Here is a 17,161-nt window from a genome sequence, read left to right as displayed (position 1 = left end):
AAATGGTTGTCCAAAAATGCGAAAATAATCGCAAATTCGTGTTATGACCATGAAATTTATTGGCATTGATTTAGGCTGGCGATCGCAACCAAGTGGATTGTGCTGTTTAGAATGGATAGATGGACAACTACAATTACTCGATTTAGACCGCAAAGATGCCATTGCAGACATCCTTATCTGGATCGATCAAAGCGTACAAGCAGACGAACCAGCCATTATTGCCGTAGATGCACCTACCCTCATACCCAACGCTGACGGGAGTCGCCTTCCTGATAAACTCAGCCACAAATACTTTGGTAAATATCATGCAGGATGCTACCCAGCTAATCAAAACCTACCCTTCGCAGAGCGCACCATCAACTTTGGCTTAGAATTGGAATCACGTGGTTTTGCACACGCTCCCACCATTGAACCGCAAAAACTTAGCAGATATCAAATAGAAGTCTTTCCTCACCCAGCAATCGTTAATTTATTCAACTTAGAACGCATCCTCAAATACAAAAAAGGACGCTTAAATGAGCGCCGCCTAGAACTAATTAAACTCCAAAATTATCTTCTCAATATTCTCCCCTCTCTTTCTCCTCGTGTGCTTCTGTGCGATTCGTTTTTTATGGAAATTCCGATCGCAGGTGTAGCTCTTAAAGCAACTGAAGATAAACTAGATAGCTTAATTTGCGCTTACGTTGCTGCTTATTGGTGGTATTGGGGAGAAGAACGTAATTTGGTATTAGGCGATGTCTACGACGGGCTACGCCTACGCACCACAGGCTACATTGTCATCCCTCAAAGAATTTGAGCAAAAGCTTTGCGTATACTGCTTTAGAGTCCTTACTTCTGATTTAAATATTGCGACGCGATCGCAATATCTTATCCCTAGTAAACTAGACTAATCAACGGGGGTATTGTAGATTGGTAGTTAATTTTGTTTGGGAAAAAACGCTTCCTCAATTGCTTCCTTAAGTCCCTGGGTGAATTGCTCTAGGAAACTTTCAGTCATCGGCAATGGCAGTGGCGTCACTCCTTCCTCAGGTTCAGAAGGAATTTCTTCCCATTCAACAGGAATCTTTTCTTTCTCCAAGCTCTGTATCTCATCTAGCGTACCGTAGAGCGTCCAAACCGAAAAGTCTGCGATCCGCAGTAACACCTCAGTGTCATTGATTAACTCATAGAACCATAGTTGCAAAGGATGAGGGCAGCTATCTTCGTCAAGTTTTCCGCGTTCTCTGATGAGCGCTATTGCTGCTGGCGTTAAAGTGCCTTCAACAACTATAGAGTCCACCATTCCTGACCAAGGTTGTACAGACACTTCCTCAAGTGCTAAAAAATCTGATCTACTGCCACTTAAACCGCCACTTAACTCCTCTCCTTCTGAAAAGTACGCCCGAAACCTGTCAGCCTTTTTCAGGTAGAAGTCGAGGATGGCTTGCTGAATCTGTGGGTCTTCGGTATGTAGATTACTTGAATAAGACATAAAAATAGCCTTTGAAATCCCTAAGAGGACGTGAGTTCGACGGGTTGAAAAAGGAGCAAAAAAAGTTGAGACTGAAATAATTCTAGCAGTAGTTATTTTTTGGGTGTGACTGCGTAGCATAATAAAAGGCGTTGCTAAACTTAAATCAGCAACGCCTAATCTTGAGTATTTAAGAATTACTCACTACTCTTATTCTGCCCAAGCAATCAACCTTGGTTCATAAGGATTAGCCAGATTTTTATTTTTCGGCAATACACGCAAAGACAAGCCTTGCAAACCAGAAGCGGTATAGGTGATATTACCCGTGTAAGTACTCAATTGCTGTCCATCCTCACCTTCGTAATCCATTACCACTGGCACAGCGTTGACAATATCACCATTGGCATCGATCGCACCTTGATATAACTCCACCTGCACATCATTATTGGTCAAAGTTGCTAAGTCAACCTTGGCAATGACCGCAACAGTTTGATTAACCTCAATGTCTGAAACTGCCGATACGTCAATATCTTTGATTTTGATGTTGAACCAGTGTTCGCCCAGTTTTTCCTTCCAAGCGGCTAGTTCTTTAGCTGGGGCATAGTTATCAACAGTCAGGGTATGATAGCGATCGCTAGCTGGGAAATAAGCCCTTTGGCCATATTCTCCTACCATCCGCGCTGTATTAAAGAAGGGACAATTCAACCGAATTGCATCTTTCATTTTGGCAACCCACGGACGGGGCAAACCATCAGTATCCCGATGTTCATAAAATAGCGGTACAACTTCCTTCTCTAACAATTCGTAGAGAGCATTTGCTTCTACTTCATCTTGGTAGTTAGGATCGTCGTAATTCTCTCCATGTCCAATCGCCCAGCCTGTGCGGACGTAATCAGCTTCATCCCACCAGCCATCTAGCACACTTAAATTTGGTAATCCATTCATAGCGGCTTTCATACCACTAGTACCAGAGGCTTCCCGTGGACGACGCGGTGTATTTAACCAGATATCGCAACCCGCAACCATTAACCGGGAGATGTGAATGTCGTAATTGGGAACAAACACTACCTGTTTTTCTAAATGCTGTTCGCGGATAAAGTGATTGATCTCGCGGATCAGTTCTTTACCGGGAATATCTTTAGGATGTGCCTTACCAGCAATCACGAATTGCACTTTCCGGTCTTTGTTAGCTAGTAAAAGCCGCTTAATCCGTTCCAAATCGCGCATCCACAGGGTGGCGCGTTTGTAGGTGGCAAAACGACGGGCAAAGCCAATAGTGAAAGCGTAAGGATCTAAAACTTCTTGAGCTTGGGTAATTTCGGAAGCGGAAGCGCCGCGATCGGTCAAATGTTTGACCAAATGCTCCCGCACATACAAAATCATATCCAAGCGGCAGCGCTCGTGATTGCGCCACAATTCTTCATCGGGTATGGCGTCCATCCGCTCCCATAACGGGCTATCTGGTGGTGCTGATGACCAATTTGGACCCAGGTAGCGATCGTACAATTCTTGAGTCGATTTCGCCACACAACTTCGAGCATGGACACCGTTGGTAATTGCGGCGATCGGTACTTCCTCCACTGGCACATTCTTCCACAAGCCTTGGAACATTTGCCGCGACACCACACCATGCAGTTGTGCGACACCGTTAGAAAATGTTGCCATTTTCAGCGCCAGCACCGCCATACTGAAAGGCCCAGATAAATCGCCTGTATTCTCGCGCCCCAGTCCTAAAAATTGCTCTTTGGGCAACCCAAATATCTCTGCATAATACCCCAAGTAGTACAACATTTTTTCGGGAGCGAACAAGTCAATCCCTGCTGGTACTGGTGTGTGGGTAGTAAAGATATTGCTCGAGGACACCACTTGTTTAGCTTGGGGATAATTCAGTCCCTCTTCCTGAATCAGCAAACGGATGCGTTCTAAGGCAGAGAAGGCGGCGTGACCTTCATTCATGTGGTAGGCAGTAACTTTCAGCCCCAAAGCTTTGAGCATTTGCACACCACCGATCCCCAGCATAATTTCCTGGTGGATACGCATATCGATGTCGCCACCGTATAGCTGATCTGTGATATCGTGGTCGTAAGTGTTGTTCGGTTCAACGTTGGTGTCCAGCAGATACAGAGGTACTGTTCCTACCTGTACGCGCCAAACTCTGGCATATACCTTACGTCCTGGATAATCTACGGCAATCCGCAGTTCTGAACCATCGGCATTACGCTCCAGATGCAAGGGCATATTATAGAAATCGTTGAGCAAGTAGCGTTCTTGCTGCCAGCCATCGGCATTGAGATACTGGGCAAAGTAGCCTTGCTGATACAGTAAACCGACACCGACAAGCGGTAGCCCCAAGTCACTAGCAGATTTGAGGTGATCCCCCGCCAGAACGCCCAAGCCTCCAGAATAGACAGGTAAACAATCTACAAGTCCAAATTCCGCCGAAAAATAGGCGTAACATTCTTTGGGTTTCTGCTCTCGTTGTTTCTGATACCAGGTACGCTCTTGCAAATAATCGTTTAACTGACGGTCAGCTCGATCCATTTGCGCTAGAAAGCCTTCATCTTCGACAACTTCCAGAAGCCGCGATTGAGAGATTGTACCCAACATTAACACTGGGTTATGATGACTAGACTCCCACAGGTCAGAGTCTAAGCGACGGAATAAATCTTTAGTATCAACGTTCCAATCCCAGTGCAAGTTATATGCTAGCCGCCGTAGTGGTTCGAGTCGCGGCGGTAGTGAAGGGGATACGTTAAATGTGCGAATTGGCTGCATAGGTTGGCAAAACTCCAAGTTTAGCTATGGTTATTGTTTACTCTCTTTACCAATGTTGCCAATTCTTTATACTGTAGTTTGTGAAAAAGCGATGACTTTGTTAAGCATTGAGAATTATTTTTAACCTCGTTGCTAAAGTTTACACCAAGGTGTTTCTAATTCTATGCCTGATTCTGAGCCATGTACTTGGTATATTAAGATTTAATCACTGACTGGTATGTATCACTTAAAAAAATTTAGTTTTGAATAAATAATTTATATTTATTTTAGTATTGCTTCCGGGGATCAATCGAGAGTCTTGGCTAAGGGTGAAAATTACCCATAGCTGTGTCCAGGAAAGTTAAACTTTTAATTACTTTTTTATAATAATTGCGCTCTCAAAGAAGGCTGTCCCGATCAGACGAGTTTCAAAAGCCTTGCATGAAAATCTTCTTAAGGCTGGGATTTTTACTCAGTACTGGCTCAACCCTAGATATTTGCTAACAGCACTTTCAACCCAGGAGGTAGAAGGGAAATCCCATAAAGAATCGGATGAAAGCCTTACCAAGCAATTAATCAAGAAAAGCAATGCCTGTGATGGTCACTGAGCTTTGTCGTACCACTTCGTGGAAGCAAGCTACGCACAGCGTCTGGTAAAGAAGTGCGGCTACACCGACGCTAACTACTTGGTATGAAATATTTGTACTAAATCAGGAAAATAACTTACAAAGATGTTAGTTTATGCACCTAGTGAAGGCTGATCTTTACTATTTTTTGTCATTGTCAAAGCTACAGCTGCTGCATAGGCAATCTCCGCTGCCATTTGATAAGCAAGTTTGATACTTGATGAACTGTCCTTTCCTTTCGGAGAGGGGGAAGCTTTTTTGCGGCGCGACTCAAGTTTTACATTACCTGCTGCGATCGCTCGCTGTAGAATTATCCAAGCATCTAGGTCTTCTGAGTCATAATTACTTTGCAACTGCGATCGCAGTTTATCTTCGGCTACAATACTCAGATAACCGATAGTTAGAGCTTCTTGTACAATTTCTTTAATTAAAGCCATAATTTTAACCAAGTGTGTGAGTTAAAGCCGATACCTCAATTTGGGAAATTAGATGTTTTTTTGTAAATTTCTCCTCGAAATTAAGCTTAGGTTTTAGCTTTCTTTAAATAAAATTTATAACGAGTAGTACCAAGTACACATCACCCTCTTGGCTCACCCGAATGGGTGATTTACAATATTTTAGATAGTAAGTATGTGGACAAAAGGAATATTTTGAGCTAGTTTTGCTATTTAATGAAGAGAATGTCACAAGTATAATAGATACTATTCTCAATTTAACGCTCAATTATAAAATCACTTTTACTAGTAACAATATAGGTAAAAATGCTAATAAATACTAATAGTATTTTTTAAATTTCCCTCCTCAATGGATTTTCTATAAGTGTATAAAAATATTTCTAAGTAGCGTAGTCTTTACCTGTTACAAGCATCGCCGTAGTAAAAAAGTTAACTTATTTTCAGCATTCTCATCAACAATAAATCTGGAAATCAACTTATTTCATAAGAGTGTTCCACTAAAAATAAAATGTGTTATCGTTAAAAACAATTGTTATAAAAAACCGTTCATGTCATTACAAACGTGAATTGGCTAGTCTGTAAATCATCCGTGTGCAACATGATTGGAGCAGCATACTCTAGAAATTCGTTGCAAGAAAGCCGTCATAGCAGTCGGGGAAGCGCTTACTTGTTTGCACCGATGGTTAACTTCAATGTGATGGCTGATGTGGGAGATAATCCACCCTAATTGGATTTTTTTGGGCAAAAGTACCCAGAAAAATCCAACAATAATTACATATCATGCTAGGCAGAAATTTTATCTAAACTTTTAATATAGTCTAGTTAAATGTATTTTTTGTTGCCAAATAGCTTGTGAAACTGAATGGTTTCAAAAGACTAAAACCGCTTGAGAGAAATAGCCTCAAGACAAACAACAGTATCCCTATTTGCTTTAGGAGTGTTGTTAGCAGTAGCAAGCTTTTTAAATTTGCCAGAAAACCAAAACAGTAGCTTATCTAAACCAGCAAATTTTCCATTAGATAATTTAAGAGTCTAAGTTTTGAGCGGCAATGCATTGAATTATTTTATTAATTGATTTTGTAAAAAATAAGCCAAAGTTTTACGTGCATATAGTACAAAATCTGCTAGTGAATTAACGTAATTATGCATATCACTTGAGTAATTCTACACACCTAAACTCAAGAATTGCTCACATAGTCAAAGCCAGACTCTGGTTTTTCAAATGTTGGAAAACTATCTAAAAATCTTGGAAATTTTGATGATTCTGCTACCTTAGCTCATGTATTAATACACACGGAGCCTATTGGTATTGGCAGAAATTAGAATACAGCCAAAACAACTTGAAACACTGTCAACAACAATTGATTAAATAGATATATAGCCATGCAGAACGAGCAATATTTTTCCAAATTGCAGCGCGTGCAAGAACTTTTAGTAACTACAGTGTTAGGAGATATTCCGACACTTCTTCTCGGTCCAAAGTTGCGTAATTTAGGATACCGTAGTATTTTTGCCCAGATAGGTAGCCCAGTGTATATTCAAAATGGTGTTGAATTTAACGGTACTTCTTGCATTGAGATCGGTGCAGAAGTCTATATTTTCAAAGGTGTGCGGATGAATGCAAGAGGACACAAAAATAATAGAATTCATTTAGGAGATAGAGTCGCAATTGAGCGTAACGTTGATATCGGGTCTTTAGAAGATACGTATATACATATTGATGAAGACACCTTCATTGCTCCCAACGTGTGTATTGAGGGGCCAGGAGACATTAAAATTGGTAAACACTGCTTGATTGCTTCCCATTCAGGAATATATGCCAATAATCATAATTTTGCCGATCCGATGAAGCTAATTAAATACCAAGGTGTTACTCGCAAGGGAATTGTGATTGAGGATAATTGTTGGCTAGGACATGGAGTAACAGTATTAGATGGCGTTACTATCGGCAAAGGTAGTGTTATTGGTGCGGGAGCAGTTGTTAATAAAGATATTCCTGCTTTTTCCGTTGCTGTCGGCATACCTGCACGAGTAATCAAAAATCGAATAGGCAACGAACGATACAGCAAAGCTTCAAGTTAAGAAATAGGTCATTGGGGAAGGTGAAGCCCCCTCTGGGGGTATTGGGTATTGGGTATTGGGGGGATAGTAATTATTTTCTGTAATCTGCAACCTCTAACCTTTTTTTGGAAACCTTTGCCGTCAGTCAACGTCAGAAGCAATCAATAGTCCTTTGAGTTATTTCTTAGGGTCATCTAAAAGTCAGACAACTGACATCTTGCACTATTCTCAATAACTGTAGGATAGACACTGCTAGTCCCCAGTACCCAATCCCCATTACCCCTTATCCCCAGAGGGGACCCCACCTTCCCCAATCCCCAGAGTCTTCTAAAAAAGGGACGAGATTTGGGTAATATAAAGTAGCTATCTTTTCTGCATGGCAGAAACCTGAAAGAAAAGCTTTCTTTGTTTTACCCGTTGGAGATATTTCTATGCTGACTTTAAAAATCGTTGTTTATATTGTTGTTGCCTTCTTCGTAACTATCTTCATCTTCGGATTTTTGTCGAACGATCCAGCTCGTAACCCCGGCCGTCGGGACTTAGAGTAAAAGGGCGATAAATCATCCGCGACTTTGGAAGGCGGAAAATACTAAACGCCACGGAAACTTACTAAGCGAAAATTTAGTAAGTTTCTTCCTCCAAGTAGCTTGCTGTAGGTAGCAGAAGGCGACAGTCGGAAGGCAAAATGTATGTTTTATCCTTCCCTTTGTCATTTGGCTGTTTGTTTGCCCGATTTTGCTCGCTTATGCTTCATCCAGTTCTGCCACCCGATCCGCTTCCTATTGTTAAATCTTTACAACCTGTAAATCCCGCCTCATCTGCTAGTTATACAAAGTTTCTTTCAGGTGTAGATACTGGAATACACGAAAAAACAGACAAATCCAAGCAGCCCAAGAATTTGGTTCAGTTGCCAATTTCGGGTAACACCAACAGCGATCCTTTATTGTCAATTCCGATTAACTCAACTCAAGATCGCTCGGTAGTTCCTGAAACTCCCTCTGTACCTCATTCACCAAAAATCTTTCCACCAGAAAATTCCCCAATTATCGGTTCTGCGACTGCTGGGCTTTTGGGGCAACCACTGGTTGTTGGTTATCCTACGCAGAAAGTTATAACCTCTAATCGCCAAGAAAAAGAAGACACAAAGACAAGTCCGAACGGTGGGGTTCGACGCTCGGAACTTCTTCTGATGTCGGCGTTGCGTAAACGGGAGATGCAAACAAAAGCTGCTGCATTGCCAAAAAAAGTTGGAGTGGAGGCTTCTGACCAAGACGCAAAAGGTGAACCTTCTCAAAAACTCAGTCAGCGATTGCTAAATCCAAACTCTAGTAATGAAGAAAAACCAACCTTTTTGGACTCTTCTAGCTTTCGCTATAGAGCTTCTCCAAGTCCCCTGATCACCCAATCTCCGCGCCCTCTTGAAATTGCCCCAACTATTACCAACAGCAACAAGTTAGTCAAGTCCAAAGCAGAAATTTTAGCTGAGAAGTTAATCCAACAAAAACAGCAACGCGATATTACTACACAAGAGTCTCTAAAAAAAGACAATATCTCTGTATCTGCTGCCGATCTTGCACCGAGTTCTCAATCAGCACAAAATTTTATCACATTTAAGTCTCGTCAGCCTACAAACCAACTCTCAGCGCCCATCACTGTAGAATTTCAGTCTCAAGTCCAGCAACAAAGCCAAGTACCAACGCCTACACCACAAGTAAATACCACTCAGCCACAAGCTCAACCATCTGGTACAACTGCGCCAGCTACCACACCACCGGCCGGACAAAGAATTGTAGAAGTCATTTCAGATCGGCAAGAGTATGACGAGAAACAGCGAATTATTACAGCTGTAGGTAATGTAGTTGTGCGATTTGATGGAGCGGTGGTGGATGCCGATCGCTTGCAAGTTAATTTGGACAACTTGATCGCTGCGGGTGAAGGCAACGTAACCTTAACACGGGGCGATCAGATACTACGTGGACAACGCTTCACCTATAACTTTGTGCAAGATAGTGGGGAACTGGAAAATGGTAGAGGAGAAATTTACGTACCCTCAGCACAAACAGATTTGGCTTTTTCACCCACAGCTGTAAATGCTGGTGGAGTTTCAAGACGTCCGCCTAGCGATCGCATTAGAGCTAATCAGCCCGTTTCCGGTGTCAGCAGTCCTGGAGGTATTGATGTGGGATTTGGTGGTCAAGCAAGTGGTAGCAACATCCCGCTATCGAAAACAGGGGGTAGAGTCAATCGGCTCAGGTTTGAAGCTGAACAAATTGACTTTTATCCGCAAGGCTGGCAAGCAAATAATGTCCGGATCACCAACGATCCTTTTTCGCCCCCTGAATTAGAATTACGCGCAGATAAAGTAACTTTGACGCGAGAATCACCCTTGGTAGACCGCATCAGGACACAGCGACAGCGTTTAGTATTCGATCAAAAAGTCTCCTTACCAATTCCGATAAATGAGCGTACTATTGACCGCCGAGAGCGGGACGCTACACCTGCAATAGTTTCTCCTGGCTACGATTCTAAAGATCGGGGTGGTTTGTATGTTGAGCGTGGCTTTCCATTAATCGATACAGAGCGGACACGCTGGACAATTACGCCCCAGTTATTGTTACAGAGAGGTGTGCAAGAAGGCGTGGGTGACTTAGGCGCATTATTTGGTGTGAAAACCAAGATAAATTCTGTTTTGAGTCCACGGTCGATAATTCAGGGAACTGGGGAGTTAACTAGTTTTAACTTGAACAATGTAGAAGACAATTTGCGGGTAAATTTAGGATTGCGCCAGACATTAGGCACTTCTCTTCCCCACACATTGAATGTGCAATATAACTACCGCGATCGTCTCTATAACGGTACTCTGGGTTTTCAAACTGTCCAGAGCAGTTTTGGCGGCATTATTAGTTCTCCGGTGATTCCTTTAGGAAAAAGTGGCATCAACCTCAATTATCAGGGAAGTGCCCAGTATATTGATGCCAATACCGATCGCCAAGACTTGCTAGAACCAGTGCGGGAAAACAATCGCATTTCACTTGGTCGTTTACAAGCCAGTGCTACCCTCAGTAGAGGGCTGTTGCTGTGGCGGGGAAAACCATTACCACCCACTGCCACTGAGGGATTACGATACACAGCTACCCCTGTAGTTCCTTACTTGCAAGCGATCGCTGCCGTCACAGGTACTACCAGTTTGTACAGCAATGGTGATAACCAAAGCACCCTAATTGGTACAATTGGCTTACAAGGGCAAATTGGTCATTTTTCCCGGCCTTTTTTCGACTATACCGCCTTTAATGTCAGTTACTCTCAAGGCTTTAATAACGGATTATCACCCTTTTTGTTCGACCGCTCCGTTGATAACACAGTATTGACTGCTGGAATATCACAGCAAATCTACGGACCTATTCGCTTAGGCTTTCAAACTTCTGTTAACTTGGATACTGGTAAAGAAACTAGCACAGACTACATTTTGGAATATAGTCGTCGCACTTATGGTATCACCTTACGTTACAATCCAGTGCTGGAGTTAGGCGGTTTCAGCATCCGAATTAGTGATTTTAATTGGGGTGGCGGCACCGATCCATTTTCGGAAATTAAGCCAGTAGTGAACGGCGTGCAACAGGAGAATTAGTTTAAGGACTGGGGACAACTCGACAGGCGATCGCAAAATTGGTTGATGTGCCACCAGGTATTCTCAAGCTGGCATAGTCGCCACTTAGTTCAACATGTGATGGTGGTTGGTGTTGGGTTACACAACATCTATGAACTGCGGCTTGGTACTCTCGCCATTGCCTACGGATTGCAATACTTGCGGCATCATTACCTAAGTCGGAAAATCTTAGCCCCGCTCGCATCAGCCAAGATTCCACATCAGTTGTTTCACCAACTATTTCTGGAATGGGATTAATGTTTTTCATGAGTAATATCTTATACGTATATTTCCAATTACTCATTTCACTTTAAAAGAAAGTGTCAATACTAGCCAATATGCTTTTTTATCAAAATCATCAATATAAATTATTCATACCTGAATAGAATGCTCATACCAATTCAAAATTAGGAATTCAGACAGGACAAGGTTTTGGAGATGTGTATTTGCCGCATTCTTTTTTCAAATTGGTATCAGGTATGAAAGAATGAAATTCTATCTGATTTGTGAAAATTCTCAATGTCAAAATCCCCGATTTCTTTTAGAAGTCGGGGATCTAACTTTTCACTACTGATTTAGGATTGGTATATTACGGCTGGTAAACAGCATCGCTTTAGCTTGTGAATAAGCCTTTTTCTAGTTCGTAATTACTAGAAGCGATAGCCTAATCCGGCTTGGAAGCTGACAGCATCAGCATCACTATTTCTGTAAGCGTCAATACCCCATTTAGTATCGCCGTAGGCAATCACATTTTTGCTAACTTCTGATTCAACACCAAGGGTGATTACAGGTGAATTCCGATTGCCCAATGGAGTTTTTTGACCTTCGTCAGTTACAAAGGAATAACCACCACCGAAGTAAACGTTAGTATTTCTGGCGATGGGCGCATCATAAGTCACTATGGGCATAATTGCAGCAGCATCACCACCATACAATACAGAACCCCGAAGTGAAACAGGGGCATTGGGAACGGCGTATCGTCCTTGAATATTACCACCAATTTGTGCTTCATCGTTTCCTTGTCCGCCACTGGTTGCACCAACAGCAACACCAGCACCGATGTAATTACCGTTAGTACCGTTAGTACCTGCTGTTTGAGCAGATGCAATGCCGGCTGAGAAGACAATGGAAGCAACAGCAAGGAAAGAGGCGGCTAATTTTGCAAGTTTCATAGAATTATTCTCACTAGAGTTAGGTAAAATCAATATTCTCTAGTACTAGAATCTCTTTTTTTACAAAATGTGACCTCACACATCTGGTTCACCCAAGTGGCTGAATTATTTCTCACCCACCTGGGTGTAACAAGTGAAATATTTAATTGAAGAATTCAGAAGTCAGAATTCAGAAGTCAGAACAAGAAAGTGGAAGATTCAGATTTGCCACTATCTTGTCTTTACACTGCGCTATCCAGTTTTTCGGACTCCAATTCATGCCCAATTCTGACTCCTGACTCCTGAATTCTATTCAGATAATAGTTATTTCTTCAAAAAGCGCTGACGTAAACGAGATATAAAAATATTTACCTCTGGTATTTTCAGCCAGGAAGCGATCGCCGCAAACACCACAATCCCTACGAAACCAGATACACACAATTGCAACACCAAAATCAGTAAACCAGTTTTACCTAACACTTGCCCACAAGCAAACAAAGTCCCATAGCTTGCTACCCCAGCAACTACGCTACCAGCAGCCAAACCCAAAATCGGCAAACTCCACTCGCGCCAAGGTAAACCATTGAGTTTGCGATCGAGTAACCATAACAGCATTAACATTGAGCTGCAATTTACACCCACTGTTGCTAATACTAAACCGGGAGCGCCAAAAGGTTTAACGAAAAACCAATCTAATATGATATTGAGCAAGATGTTTAAAATACTGATGCGAAAAGGTGTCTGTCCATCGCCTAAAGCATAGAATACCCGCACCAGAACATCACGCCCCAAGTAGACAAACATCCCAATTCCATAAGCCACCAGCAAGGATGAAACTAGCTGTGTGGCTTCTGGCTTGAAAGCACCGCGCTCATATACTACCTGCACAATAGGTACAGATAACGACACCATCAACGCCCCTAGCGGTAGCATGGTAAAAGCAGTGAGTAACAGTCCTTGGCGAATCCGTAATTTTAAGTCCGGCCAATTTTCGGGGCCAGCAAGTTTGGCAAATATCGGTAATAGAGGCAGTAAAATAATATTAGAAATAATCCCCAAGGGAGTTTGGACTAATAAATTGGCATAGTTAAATCCCGCCGCCGCGCCAGGGATAGGACTAGCAAAATAAAGGTCAGTGGCAACATTAATTGGCATCATTCCAGAGGAAACTGTTGCCGGAGTCATAATTTTGATAACTTCTTGAACGCCTGGAGATTTAAAATCAAACCGCAGGCGTAATGTGCCCAATCCTAACCGCCACTGGACAATTAGCTGCACTAACCACTGGAGAATTGCTCCTGCTAAGGTTCCCCAAGCTAAAACCATTCCCCCGATTAAAGCGTACTCCGGTTTAATAATGTCCTTGCCCAGTTGCATCGCTAAGATAGCAAGACCGCCAACAACGGTAATACTGGATAATAGAGGGCTAATAGAGAGTAACCAATATTGATTGGCCGTATTGAGAGTACCAAAGCCAATGCCAATTAAACCGGCAAATAAAGCCATCGGGGCCATAATGCGGAGTTGTTGAATGGCGATCGCTCTGGTTGTTTCTTCCAAACCATGACCGACTAAATCAACGATCGCATCCGCAAATAGAAGTTGAGCCACTGTCACCAGCAACAGCATTCCAGCTACCAGTGTTGTCACAGTTTCCACTAAGGGAGCGGCTTCTTCTCGCCGCCGTTTGGCTAAAACGCTGACGAGCGCACTGTGTAATGGCCCATTTACGCCACCGAGTAAGATCAATAAAAAGCCAGGGATAATATAGGCATAACTATAGGCGGTGGCAGCAGCACCAACACCAAAGGCGGCAGCGATCGCTTGCTGCCGCACTAAACCGAAGACTTTACTAATTAATGTGGCTGCGGCAACAATGCCAGCAATTCCAGCGAAAGAACGAGAGGGTTTTTGGTCTTGTTGTGTCACGAATAATACCCGACAACTCTTGCAGAGTGCATACTTTAAAACATTTAACCTGAAATTCCGCAATCTGTCAGGTAAATTTTGACAAAACCTTGTTTATGGTGGGCTGTACTTAGTCATCTCCTTGCTTTGTGTACAAGCCAAAATTATTTTTTAACCCATTACAAGGATAGATCGAGAAAGGGGAACTATAACAATAACCATCTTCTGGGAAATAGTTGAACTAGGGATTGGGGAAGGTGGGGTCCCCTCTGGGGATAAGGGGTAATGGGGACTAGGGACTGGGAAGAAGGCGAGATTTGAATGGGGATTGGAATCCCAAACAAATTTTACTCATATTTTCTTACCTAGTACCCAGTACACAGTCCCAGAGCGCCCATTTCCAACAAATTGCCATCCATCTGAAATTGGTAAATAATTCTGGACGCGGCCAGTTGAAGACCGTAAAACTTTGCAGCTTGTCATATCTGTGACACTTTTTAACCCCATGAACTTTGGGATGAGGAACCCTTGTATAAAAACGAGATAATCCAGAGCAATGAAACCCAATTCAAATTTCACAGAAAATCAATTTCTTTTGTCAAGCGCTCAACTTCAAGAGCAATTAGAGCAACAAAAAGCTTTAGCAAGTGTAATTGTCCGAATTCGGGAGTCTCTTGACTTAGAAACAATTTTTCAAACTACTGTTACACAAGTGCGTCAGTAGACATTAACTAGTGTGATTACTCGAATCCGGGAGTCTCTAGATTTAGATACAATTGCTCGAATGCTATCCCGCGCGATTAAATAGTAAAGTTAAGTTGATTTTGCGTTTGCTTATGATTTTGAGATTTTTACCTCTGAGAAAATATTAAAACAAAAGTAAATTAGTAATTAATAATACGTAACCTAATAAAGAAGTTTGATTTTCTACTTTTCGCTAAAACGTCTCTGTTTTTAAGCTCAACGCAGAGATTTTTACCTACAACCCAAACTATCTCGCGTTGACACACCCGTAACTGGATTTACGCCATCGGCTCTTTCACACAGCAACGACACTTGATAGCGATCAATTAAAGCATCGGTAAAATCAGCGCCAGTCACATCAGCATCATAAAAGCGGCTACGGGTCAAAGTGGCTTCTGTAAAAATGGCATTTTTAAGGTTAGCACCATCCATAGTAGCGCGATCGACTAAAGCGCCGCTCAAGTTCGCATCTTCCAAATTTGCCTTTAATAAAACTCCTTTAGTCAGAATTGCGTTGGTTAAATTTGCTGCTTTAAAATTTGTCCCCCGCATTTCTGCTGCAACAAAAGTTACACCTGCCAAGTCAGCATGAGAAAAGTCACGATTTTCTAAATTTATATTGTTGTAATTGATTGTGTTTATTTGAGCAAAAGCCGGTTTGGGGTTAAGTATTATCCACCCAAAAGCGAGTAGTAAAATCACTATCAAACCCAAAAAACGCAGTAAAATCTTTTTCATAACTTTATTATTTGTCAGTAGTCTTTTGTCATTAGTCCTTTGTCATTTAAGCAATGACTAATGACTAATGACTAATGACTCTTAGCTATTTCCAATCTTTACCAATGCGAATTGTCAGATCGGATTCTAAATCACCAATGGCAGCCACCTCGATTTGACCCAAGCCTAAGACTTTTTGCAAATCAACCCCAACTTGTCGGTTGCCTTTTTGGACAATAATCTGAGTTTGACGTTGGGTATCTGGCCAATCAGGCACTTTGTAAATATTCTTAAAGCCTTTCTGTTTAAGATAAGCAATAACTTTTTCAGTTAGCTGAGGTTGATTTGAAGCATTTTGAATAGCAATTTTGAGGTTAGGAACCTGACGCATATCTGGCTTTAAACCAGGTACATTTACCCCAACATAATCATTCAATAGGTTCTGCTGTCCAGTCATATTCAGCCAATAGCTATCGGGGTCTTTGCTAAAACGGCTAAACGTACCAGGCAACACAGTCATTTGGAAATTATCTCGATCTAGGTTAAGACCGAAATTGACCAACGCCATCATTTCTTCCATCTTCAAGTTGGTATCAAAATATTTTCGCATCAAGCGAGTTAATTGAGGTAACCTGGGTAGGACGGTAGGACTATTTAAGCGTTGTAGCAACGCTGCTACAAGTGCTTGCTGACGCTGGACTCTCGGTAAATCTCCCAAACCTGGTTCGCGGAATCGGGCAAACTGTTCTGCTTGTTCGCCGTTAAGGGTTTGCCAGCCACTGACTAAATTAATCGACAACCGAGTGCTGGAGTCTTTATATTCCATTGATTGGGGAACAAAGACTTCTATTCCGCCTAACTGATCGACTAACTGGCGTAAGCCGCTAGTAGAAATACGGATGTAACGGTCGATTGGAGCGTTGTTTAAGGTACGGCTGACTACCCGTGCTGCTAAGACTGGACCGCCTTTGGCATTAGCATCAGATACTTTAGTTAATCCCTTTTCTCCCTTTTCGGGGATGGCGATCATTGTATCTCTGGGAATGGAAAGCACTCTTACAGATTTTTCACTAGGGTTAAGTCGTACCAGTAACATGGAGTCACTTTTTCCTGCAAAGCTTTCTGGTGAGCCATCAACAGTACCGCTGACTGGTTCAATCCCCATGATTAAAATATTCATCGGTCTTGAAAGCTTGTACTGGGAGAGTTTGCTCCATAACTCCCCTGGTAATGGGATTTTTACTTCGTCTTTAGCAGCAGTTCCTAAATCGTCATCTGTTCGATCTAGATTGCTCCATAAAGGAGTCCACAGCGCTAATGTTGACACCAGCAGTCCAGATAAGATGATGCCAATGACAACCGTCATAAACCATAACAGCCATCGAGGCATGGTTAAGCCCAGTCTCTCAGAAAGCTGATTGGGAATAGCGCCCACAGATTCGACGACGCTACGGTGGTTCGGATTCGCTGGCTGGTTTAGTTCAACCTCCTCCTCTGAGTCGGCTACTGGTGCTGGCGTTACTTGATTTTCTGCCCGTTGAAGTTGCGACGATCGCACGTCACTTTCAAACTCTACTACTTGTTGAGACGTAACCGGATTTTCCGACCATTCGACTTGCTTTATCACAATTATCTCCCCACTCAACCAC

Annotated in this window: 14 protein-coding genes; 6 read left to right on the top strand and 8 right to left on the bottom strand. The window is 42.4% G+C overall.

Features of this window, described 5'->3' with window-relative positions:
* The first annotated feature begins 49 nt into the window (after positions 1–49).
* Positions 50–796 carry a DUF429 domain-containing protein gene (locus V7K79_RS25260; RefSeq protein WP_335051648.1) on the top strand — a complete coding sequence of 249 codons (747 nt, stop codon included), beginning with the start codon at positions 50–52 and terminating at the stop codon, positions 794–796.
* Positions 797–916: 120 nt separating this feature from the next.
* Here the strand turns inward: V7K79_RS25260 and V7K79_RS25255 are convergent, their stop codons facing one another.
* From V7K79_RS25255 to V7K79_RS25245, 3 genes are all read right to left on the bottom strand, one after another.
* A complete protein-coding gene (locus V7K79_RS25255; protein WP_335051546.1) occupies positions 917–1,471 on the bottom strand; it encodes a hypothetical protein in 555 nt (184 codons plus the stop codon).
* Between the two features lie 189 nt (positions 1,472–1,660).
* Positions 1,661–4,225 (bottom strand): alpha-glucan family phosphorylase, encoded by a 2,565-nt coding sequence (glgP, locus tag V7K79_RS25250; protein WP_335051544.1) that lies wholly within the window; start codon positions 4,223–4,225, stop codon positions 1,661–1,663.
* Positions 4,226–4,943: 718 nt separating this feature from the next.
* Positions 4,944–5,267 (bottom strand): hypothetical protein, encoded by a 324-nt coding sequence (locus tag V7K79_RS25245; RefSeq protein ID WP_335051542.1) that lies wholly within the window; start codon positions 5,265–5,267, stop codon positions 4,944–4,946.
* A 616-nt stretch (positions 5,268–5,883) separates the two neighbouring features.
* On the opposite strand from V7K79_RS25245, the gene V7K79_RS25240 reads away from it, so the two are divergent.
* From V7K79_RS25240 to V7K79_RS25225, 4 genes are all read left to right on the top strand, one after another.
* The gene (locus V7K79_RS25240) at positions 5,884–6,012 is read left to right on the top strand and encodes a hypothetical protein (protein ID WP_256091202.1); all 129 of its coding nucleotides are present in this window, start codon (positions 5,884–5,886) and stop codon (positions 6,010–6,012) included.
* 656 nt (positions 6,013–6,668) lie between these two features.
* The gene (locus V7K79_RS25235; RefSeq protein WP_335051540.1) at positions 6,669–7,367 is read left to right on the top strand and encodes an acyltransferase; all 699 of its coding nucleotides are present in this window, start codon (positions 6,669–6,671) and stop codon (positions 7,365–7,367) included.
* Positions 7,368–7,777: 410 nt separating this feature from the next.
* On the top strand, positions 7,778–7,894 hold the full coding sequence (locus tag V7K79_RS25230; RefSeq protein WP_334913846.1) for a photosystem II reaction center protein I: 117 nt from the start codon (positions 7,778–7,780) through the stop codon (positions 7,892–7,894).
* A gap of 197 nt (positions 7,895–8,091) precedes the next feature.
* Positions 8,092–10,974 (top strand): DUF3769 domain-containing protein, encoded by a 2,883-nt coding sequence (locus V7K79_RS25225; protein ID WP_335051538.1) that lies wholly within the window; start codon positions 8,092–8,094, stop codon positions 10,972–10,974.
* Position 10,975: 1 nt separating this feature from the next.
* On the opposite strand, the gene V7K79_RS25220 is transcribed toward V7K79_RS25225, so the two are convergent.
* The 3 genes from V7K79_RS25220 to murJ form a co-directional block, all read right to left on the bottom strand.
* Complete coding sequence (locus V7K79_RS25220; protein ID WP_335051536.1) at positions 10,976–11,260, bottom strand: hypothetical protein; 285 nt, start codon at positions 11,258–11,260, stop codon at positions 10,976–10,978.
* Between the two features lie 382 nt (positions 11,261–11,642).
* Positions 11,643–12,164 carry an outer membrane beta-barrel protein gene (locus tag V7K79_RS25215; RefSeq protein ID WP_335051534.1) on the bottom strand — a complete coding sequence of 174 codons (522 nt, stop codon included), beginning with the start codon at positions 12,162–12,164 and terminating at the stop codon, positions 11,643–11,645.
* Positions 12,165–12,467: 303 nt separating this feature from the next.
* On the bottom strand, positions 12,468–14,072 hold the full coding sequence (murJ, locus tag V7K79_RS25210; protein ID WP_335051532.1) for a murein biosynthesis integral membrane protein MurJ: 1,605 nt from the start codon (positions 14,070–14,072) through the stop codon (positions 12,468–12,470).
* Between the two features lie 535 nt (positions 14,073–14,607).
* Between murJ and V7K79_RS25205 the strand changes: the two genes are divergently transcribed.
* The gene (locus V7K79_RS25205; RefSeq protein WP_335051530.1) at positions 14,608–14,775 is read left to right on the top strand and encodes a hypothetical protein; all 168 of its coding nucleotides are present in this window, start codon (positions 14,608–14,610) and stop codon (positions 14,773–14,775) included.
* A 251-nt stretch (positions 14,776–15,026) separates the two neighbouring features.
* Here the strand turns inward: V7K79_RS25205 and V7K79_RS25200 are convergent, their stop codons facing one another.
* A complete protein-coding gene (locus V7K79_RS25200; RefSeq protein WP_335051528.1) occupies positions 15,027–15,533 on the bottom strand; it encodes a pentapeptide repeat-containing protein in 507 nt (168 codons plus the stop codon).
* An 85-nt stretch (positions 15,534–15,618) separates the two neighbouring features.
* Positions 15,619–17,139: an LCP family protein gene (locus tag V7K79_RS25195; RefSeq protein WP_335051526.1), complete on the bottom strand. Its 1,521-nt coding sequence runs from the start codon at positions 17,137–17,139 to the stop codon at positions 15,619–15,621.
* Positions 17,140–17,161 lie beyond the last annotated feature (22 nt).

The organism is Nostoc sp. (genome assembly GCF_036917575.1).
Taxonomy (GTDB): domain Bacteria; phylum Cyanobacteriota; class Cyanobacteriia; order Cyanobacteriales; family Nostocaceae; genus Nostoc.
This window is presented reverse-complemented; position numbering and strand designations above follow the sequence as displayed.